The organism is Nocardia sp. TBRC8007 (genome assembly GCF_056629435.1).
On sequence record NZ_JBWSOR010000007.1, the window covers coordinates 159,984 to 165,983 of the forward strand.

Sequence of the window (6,000 nt, forward strand, 5' to 3'; positions counted from 1 at the left end):
GCTTCGTCCCGTAAAGGTTGTAGACAAAGCGGCGGCGTAAAGTCCGGGGTTCTGGCGAAGGTCTGCCCCGGACCCAGGCGCGCGGGTGTATGAGAGCGGCGGTGGCTCGACAGATGGCGTGGCCGGTGCCCGACCACCGGGGTGCGCGCCGGTCTAGTCTGCGGTGTATGGCTTCTGTCTTCAGCGCGATCATCGCCGGTCAGCTCCCTGGCCGATTCGTCTGGGAGGACGACGAGTTCGTCGGCTTCCTCACTATCGCCCCGGTCACTGCGGGCCACACCCTCGTAGTGCCCCGTAAGGAAATCGACCAGTGGCAAGACATCGACACCAATACCTTCGCCCGGCTCACCGGCCTCGCCCAGAAGATCGGCCAGGCCGTGCGCGCCGCATGGGACGCACCTCGCGCAGGGCTGCTGATCGCGGGCCTGGAAGTGCCGCATCTGCACGTCCACGTCTTCCCCGCCTTCACACTGGGCGACTTCGACATCTCCGGCGCCGATCCGAATCCGAGCCCCGAATCCTTGGACGAAGCCCAGAACAGGATCAAACAGGCGCTGCGCGATCTCGGTTACGGAGCCAACGTTCCCGACTGAACGCGGTTCCGGCAGACGCGGAAAGCGGTCCGGCCGCGAGATACGGCCGGACTGTAGCCTGTCTCTATCATCCTCCCGCCCCTCCATCGGCTCCGTCTTCACGCAACGGGATATCCATCCCGCCCACCGTGATCGTCCCCAAAGTCTGGCCAGGGGTCCAGTAGATCCTGCCATGCTCGAAATCCTGGTATGTGCTGCCATCCCATGGGATTTCGTCACTCACCGGCCAGCCTAGCGGGCCGTTCTCATAACCAGAGCGGTTCCAGCGGTCACGGATCGCGCCATGCACCCAGAAGGCGGTCTCATTCGATAACCGTCGATACAGTGCGCCGCCCTGAAAACCTTGTACCTCACCCCACGGCAAGCCATCCGGCCCGTTCAGAGTGGTCCGGTCGGTGACCGGGTAACCGAGTGGACCTGTCTCCCAGCGCATCTCCATGAATTTCCCCCACAATGTTTCGGGGATAGCGTGGGCTCCGGTGTCGGGATGCCAATAGATGTAGCCGTGTTCGAATTGGGCGAACCTGCCTACACCATCGGGCGTCGCGATTTCGTCCTCGGTGATCCGTCTACCCAGCCACTCGGTCGCGGCAGCGTGCTCATCGATCGCGTTCGGCAGCGGATCGACAGGTCCAGCAACGGCGAAACTACGCACGTCCTCGGCGAAAACATCCCAGGGAAAGTTCGGTCCGACATCGGTATGCGTACCGATACCGAGGCGCTCGGTCACATATTTGTGGTCGGTGATCCCCTCGCGCAGCTCGTAAGGAGGTGCGATGACGTAGGTGTCGAAACCGTATTTACGTGCATCCTGTACCGCCAGCCAGGCCGCGATCCGGATGTCGTCGCGGATGCGCAGCCAGTCGGCACGACTCCAAGCTGCACGGCTACCCGCGAAGCAGAGGTTGATCGTGTACGGATTCGCGTCCAGCACCGACCAGCTCGCCAGATCGGTGTCGACGACATCGACGACTATGCGATCGCGCAGCGTGTAGTGGTAGCTCACGCCGTTTCTCGGATTGTTGAGGTAGTTCGCAAGACTCTCCGCGGTTCCATTTCCTTCCTGGGTGTGCAGCAGGAAATTCACAATGCGTGCCCCGTGACGGCTGGAAGCCGAGTAGCCCATCTGTTCCAGTTCGATAAAGTCCGGCTTGGGTGCGGTGCCCCCCGGCCCCTGGCCCGGCGATACTGCTTTGGACCACTGGCCGTAGTCTTCGGCAAGCACCTTGTTGACATCCACCACGACGCCACCGACCCGATCACGATCGATGCGGATCTGATGAATGTGCGCGGCTGGATGATCGCCGTTGATCGCGGGATCGCCGGACCAGTTGTGTTGCCAGAACCACGTGGCGACACCGTCTTCCAGCGCCCAATCGATGCAGCGCGCATTACCGTACATACCGGTCCACTCCAGCCCGACTACCGAAGCCCAACCGCGGAGAAATGGCGCGATCAGCGAATTCCATTCATAAAGCGAAGGATTCGCGTCAATTGCGGCGTACAGCGGCCGGAAGCCCGGACCGCCTGCCGCGAAATGGTAGGCGAGCGCGATCCGCGCATGATGTACACCCGCATCGTAACCGCCCCGCCAGTCCGACGTATCCCCCTTACCGTATTGGTAATTGGATACAATCTCGAGCCCGATGGCTCGTAGTCGCGCACAATATTCTCGGGTCAGCGGCTTCGCACCGAAATTCGCACCTGGCCTGGAATCGCTGAAGTAGCCGATGACACCGGCGTATCCGGCGTCCTTGATCGCTTGCGGATCGATCAGTGCGGCAGAGAAATCGATCAACTCAGTCATCGCGCACCCCGATAGTCGTACAAGTCCGGGCCCCAGCCGGTACTAACGCTTTGAGATCAAGCATCTCAACAGCTTTCAGCAATTCGGAACCCGATACCGCTAGATTCGGCCTGCCGAAGCCGATGGGGTACCACCATGTCCGGTTTGTAGCTTATCCGGTGTGTACGCGTGATCTACAAGACCACCGGTGTGAAAGGGTCGCGTGCGGAGCGTGCGAAACGAGGCGAGACGCCGGTGGTCGAGGCCCGTAGGCCGAGTGGAAACTGCCCCGTCCGGTCACTCCGTGGTCGGGTACCGTGACGTAGGTGTCTCGTGGATCGATGTGGAACCGATCCGAGGCGGGGTGCGTCCTATCAGGTAACGGGGGATACCCGGATTCGACGGTAAAGGGAGAGCTGTGCGAGGCGCTCAGACAGTGCGGGCGATCGCCTGCGCAATCGCAGTGACAGCCGGCGCGACCGGATGCAACGGCTCCACGATCGAAGGTTCGGCCGAGCCGACCAGACGGAACATCGACGAGATCATCGTGTTCAACGTCTGCCGAGACCCAGGACTCAGCGACCGGACATTACTCGACGCCGGACTGGACCCGACCACCAAGATGGTGATCTCCGATCCACCCAAAGGCGTCTCCAGCTTCCGCGTCTGCAACTGGGGTCCGATCGACAACAGGTACGGGCCGATGAACTACCGCGTCAGCGTGTTCTCGACCAGCCACACCTTGCAAGAAGGTCGCAATAAGGAGAGCGCGATACTTCTTCGTGAGACGACCGTGAACGGCCGCCAGGGGCATGTGTCCAAGGAAAGAAACGACCCCGAGAGCTGCTATGTCTCGTTCGCGGCCGAGCAGGGCATGTTCGTAGTCCGCGCCGGATGGCTGAGTGAGTACAAATCCAAAGACGGCGACACCTGCCAGATCGCCGCACAGCACGCCGCCGAACTCGAACCCCACCTGCCTCGCTGACCGAACAGTGCGAGTCCGGCAACCACAAGGAGGGGGTCGACATGGCCGAGAAGACCACAGACCAGCACGGATACTGGACCACGCTGGCCCGACAAGCCGTCGCCGGCGAGTTCCGCATGGAACCCGAACTAGGCGAAGCACTCCGCGCGGCAGCCGAGAAATACGCCGAAAGACTCACACTCGCAAAGGAGTACACCAGAGACCTCGAGTTCCTGCGAGGTTGGGGGACCTTGCCCTCTGCAGTGGCGCTTCGCGAGAAGTTCGAGGCCAAAGCAGTTTCCGGTGGCGCTCACGATCCGAAAGATTCCGCCGCCAACCGGATTCAAGAACATATCGACATCGCGTGGCTGCAGCATGACACCTTCGCAGCCGCGATCGGGAAGGCGGAGCTGATCGACCAGCAGCGCGCCGCCGCCCTGCGAGCTACCGGACAGGACATCTGATGGAATTCTCATTCCAGGACGCGGTGATCGCGATCCCGATCGTCGGCACGTACGTGTCGAACGCGATCGGCGGGAACAGCGCCGCCTACCATGCCGCCGCGGAGCGAGGCAGGCTGGGCGATGCCGCGTCGAACAAGTGGACGCCGGACCGCACCGTCATCAACGACGAGTACCAGCGACTCAGCACCGATTTCGACGGAGAGCCGGCACCCGAGGTAGTGCGACCCGAGGCCTTCGAAACTTGGTCTCACCAGGATATCTATGACGCTCTGAACGGCTCCGGCAGTGATCCAGGAGTATCCGCGGCCGATATCAATGCCGGCGCCGATGCCTGGCGACGTCTGACCACCGAGATCGATGACTCCATCGCTGAGTACGACAACACGATCCAGCGGGTCATCGGTGAGATGTGGTCCGGTCGGGCCGCCGACGCCGCAGTCGACGGGATCCGTGAGTATGCCACTCAGGCGAAACAGCTGCCGACTTCGTTCCAGATGGTCGCCAACGGTATCGACCTGATGGAAGGCTACCTGGCCCAGGCCAAAATGTCGGTCCCGGAGCCGGAAAAACTCAGCGGTTTCGATGAATTCGTCGGCCACGTCCCTGGTAATGGGGTGTTCAAGTTCGCTAAGCATCGCGCCAACGAAGCCGAAGCCGCCGCACAGCAGGTCATGACCAGCACCTACCAGCCAGGCACGATGGCAGTCGATTCCCAAACGCCGATCCTTCCCGTCGCGAAAAACACGATCGGGCTCGGCGACCCAGGGCAGGACCCGACCGGACGAACCGGTCCCGGTCCGGCTACCGGGCCGGGCAGCACCGGCGGCGGCCCCGGCCCCGCGGCTATCGAAGTTCCCCGCAGCATCCCGGCCGCCGAAGCTCCGAACGGGGTGGATAACCCGCGGGGTACGGGCGAGCAGTACACCGACCCGGCGTCCACCGCTGCGGTTGGAACTCCGCAGACCACACCCCAGAGCGCTGCCATGTCCGGGATCGGAACCTCTGCCGGCCCTGGTTCCGGCGTGCCGGGTTCAGGTGGTGCCAGTTCTGGTGCGCCCGGGCTGGGCTGGCGCGGTTCCAGTGCGCCCGAGCTGGGTGGGCTCGGTTCCGGAGTGCCCGGCGTCGGTTCAGGTGGCAGTGCTGCTGGGGCGGGCCGCGGCGGCCCTGGTCTCCGCGGAGGTTCACCTACTGGTCCTGGTACCGGAAGCCCGGCCGTCTCCGTGGCTCGTGGAACCGGGACCGGCATGCGGGGGATTCCCGGCACGATGAGCGGCATGCCCGGCATGATGGGCGGCGTGCCAGGACGGGGCGGCGGTAAGGATGACGAGACCGAGCACAAGACACCCGACTACCTGATTCAGGAGCGGGAAAACGAGCTGATCGGCCAGTTGCCGAGGGTTCTTCCACCGGGTGGGGTGATCGGTGGATGACCCGCCTACCTACTGGGAAGCGGTACCGTTTCGGCATCACTGCCTTCCGGATCGCCCTGGAGGCCAACGGCCGCGACCGCGCACCATTTCCGCTGAGCTACCGGCGCGAGCGCGTCGACCACCTCGACGACGACCTCCGCTCCCGAGGAGAGGCCACTCGGCGCCTACAAGCGGGGTATGACGAGATCCTGCATGCCGTATTCGGCGTGCTGCTGGAGCCGCAGGCGCGGGTGGAGATCGCGGGCACCCACGGGCAGCAGCGGCAGGAGGTCCGCGTCTTCGCCGGCATCAGCGGACCGTCCGCCGTACTGGCGGTCCAGGAGCCCGGACCTACTGCGGAACACGGCGGCGACATCGTGTTGACCACCCATCCCGCCACCACCGTTGCCGCCGATATCATCGCCGCGCTTCCCCGGTCGAAACCCGGAAGCACACCCCGCTTCGACGGCCGCCGCAACGATCTGACCGCCCCGGTCCACACCCGCCACCCCACCCGGTTGTCCCCGATCGAGCAGGCGCAGCGGTTCTTCCATCGCCGCCGCGCCGGGAGCGGTGAGATCACAACCTACCCGGGCTATCAACTGGATTCGCGCCCTGCCGACAACGGTCACGGGTTCTTCTGGCTCGACTACCCCGACGGCCGGTACTTGTTGACGAACCACGATGCCGAGAACTTCACTGTCATTCCCGGCGACGCTGAAACGCTGATGCGCCGATTGTCGGAAAACATTGCCGCCTGTGTTCGACCACAAGGATTCTCCTG

Annotated in this window: 6 protein-coding genes; 5 read left to right on the top strand and 1 reads right to left on the bottom strand. The window is 63.6% G+C overall.

Annotation, left to right across the window (positions count from 1 at the left end; all coding sequences use genetic code 11):
* Positions 1 to 167 precede the first annotated feature (167 nt).
* Complete coding sequence (locus ACX4ZE_RS09825; RefSeq protein WP_480273016.1) at positions 168 to 593, top strand: HIT family protein; 426 nt, start codon at positions 168 to 170, stop codon at positions 591 to 593.
* Positions 594 to 660: 67 nt separating this feature from the next.
* Here ACX4ZE_RS09825 and ACX4ZE_RS09830 read toward each other — a convergent pair whose 3' ends face one another.
* Entirely contained in the window at positions 661 to 2,400 is a 1,740-nt protein-coding gene (locus ACX4ZE_RS09830; RefSeq protein ID WP_480273017.1) for a glycoside hydrolase domain-containing protein, read from the bottom strand.
* A gap of 397 nt (positions 2,401 to 2,797) precedes the next feature.
* Between ACX4ZE_RS09830 and ACX4ZE_RS09835 the strand changes: the two genes are divergently transcribed.
* The 4 genes from ACX4ZE_RS09835 to ACX4ZE_RS09850 form a co-directional block, all read left to right on the top strand.
* Positions 2,798 to 3,364: a DUF3558 domain-containing protein gene (locus ACX4ZE_RS09835; RefSeq protein WP_480273018.1), complete on the top strand. Its 567-nt coding sequence runs from the start codon at positions 2,798 to 2,800 to the stop codon at positions 3,362 to 3,364.
* Positions 3,365 to 3,405: 41 nt separating this feature from the next.
* Entirely contained in the window at positions 3,406 to 3,807 is a 402-nt protein-coding gene (locus ACX4ZE_RS09840) for a hypothetical protein (protein ID WP_480273019.1), read from the top strand.
* Positions 3,807 to 5,237 (top strand): WXG100 family type VII secretion target, encoded by a 1,431-nt coding sequence (locus ACX4ZE_RS09845; protein ID WP_480273020.1) that lies wholly within the window; start codon positions 3,807 to 3,809, stop codon positions 5,235 to 5,237. The genes ACX4ZE_RS09840 and ACX4ZE_RS09845 overlap by 1 nt, the downstream gene beginning before the upstream one ends.
* The coding region (locus tag ACX4ZE_RS09850) for an ESX secretion-associated protein EspG (RefSeq protein ID WP_480273021.1) at positions 5,234 to 6,000 on the top strand (767 nt) is incomplete at its 3' end. The genes ACX4ZE_RS09845 and ACX4ZE_RS09850, both read left to right, overlap by 4 nt.